This is a genomic window from Ketogulonicigenium vulgare WSH-001 (assembly GCF_000223375.1).
Classification (GTDB): Bacteria; Pseudomonadota; Alphaproteobacteria; order Rhodobacterales; family Rhodobacteraceae; genus Ketogulonicigenium; species Ketogulonicigenium vulgare.
In genome coordinates this window covers 2,765,001-2,766,400 of record NC_017384.1, presented here as the reverse complement: position 1 = coordinate 2,766,400, position 1,400 = coordinate 2,765,001, and the positions used below count along the sequence as shown (strand labels likewise).

Here is a 1,400-nt window from a genome sequence, read left to right as displayed (position 1 = left end):
TTGGTTGCGGGGGCAGGATTTGAACCTGCGGCCTTCAGGTTATGAGCCTGACGAGCTACCGGGCTGCTCCACCCCGCGTTGTTGGGATTTTGATCGTATTGAGAGAGAGAAGATGCTTCTTATCAGGTCTGGCGGTGACTTACTCTCCCACGACTTAAGTCGCAGTACCATCAGCGTAGCCGCCCTTAACTTCCGAGTTCGGGAAGGGATCGGGTGTTTAACGGCCACTATGGCCACCAGACCGGGAAAGAAGCATCATTTTTGTTGTCAAGTATACTGATTTGTATGATTTTTTGATTTGGTTGAGCTATTTCTGGATCAAACCAAGCCTATTGGACGATTAGTACTAGTCAACTGAATGCATTACTGCACTTACATCTCTAGCCTATTGACGTGATGGTCTTTCACGGTCCTCAGGGATACCTTGTTTTGAGGGGGGCTTCACGCTTAGATGCCTTCAGCGTTTATCCTGTCCGAACATAGCTACCCAGCACTACCGTTGGCACGATAACTGGTCCACCAGTGGTCCGTTCACCCCGGTCCTCTCGTACTAGGGGCAACTCCTCTCAAGTATCCTACACCCACGGAAGATAGGGACCGAACTGTCTCACGACGTTCTAAACCCAGCTCACGTACCTCTTTAAATGGCGAACAGCCATACCCTTGGGACCTGCTCCAGCCCCAGGATGAGATGAGCCGACATCGAGGTGCCAAACGATGCCGTCGATATGGACTCTTGGGCATCATCAGCCTGTTATCCCCAGCGTACCTTTTATTCGTTGAGCGATGGCCCTTCCACTCGGGACCACCGGATCACTATGGCCGACTTTCGTCTCTGCTCGACTTGTCAGTCTTGCAGTCAGGCTGGCTTATGCCATTGCACTCGACGACCGATTTCCGACCGGTCTGAGCCAACCTTCGCGCGCCTCCGTTACACTTTGGGAGGCGACCGCCCCAGTCAAACTCCCCACCACACAGGGTCCCGGATCCGGATAACGGACCGCGGTTAGACATCAAGCAAAGCAAGGGTGGTATCTCAAGGATGGCTCCGCAAGGACTGGCGTCCCTGTTTCAATGCCTACCACCTATCCTGCACATGCTTGGCCTGATGCCAATGTGAAGCTGGAGTAAAGGTGCATGGGGTCTTTCCGTCTAACCGCGGGTAGCCCGCATCTTCACGGGCAGTTCAATTTCGCTGAGTCTATGTTGGAGACAGCGGGGAAGTCGTTACGCCATTCGTGCAGGTCGGAACTTACCCGACAAGGAATTTCGCTACCTTAGGACCGTTATAGTTACGGCCGCCGTTTACTGGGGCTTCAATTCAAGGCTTGCACCTCTCCTTTTAACCTTCCAGCACCGGGCAGGCGTCAGACTGTATACGTCGTCTTACGACTTCGCAC

At 53.4% G+C, this 1,400-nt stretch carries 1 tRNA gene and 2 rRNA genes (1 of these 3 only partly in view); all 3 read right to left on the bottom strand.

Annotated elements, in window-relative coordinates:
• Position 1: 1 nt before the first annotated feature.
• A tRNA-Met gene (locus tag KVU_RS13820) sits at positions 2 to 78 on the bottom strand.
• A 48-nt stretch (positions 79 to 126) separates the two neighbouring features.
• Positions 127 to 241: ribosomal RNA gene (rrf, locus tag KVU_RS13815) — 5S ribosomal RNA — on the bottom strand.
• A gap of 78 nt (positions 242 to 319) precedes the next feature.
• A 23S ribosomal RNA gene (locus tag KVU_RS13810) occupies positions 320 to 1,400 on the bottom strand; it runs 1,756 nt beyond the window's last position.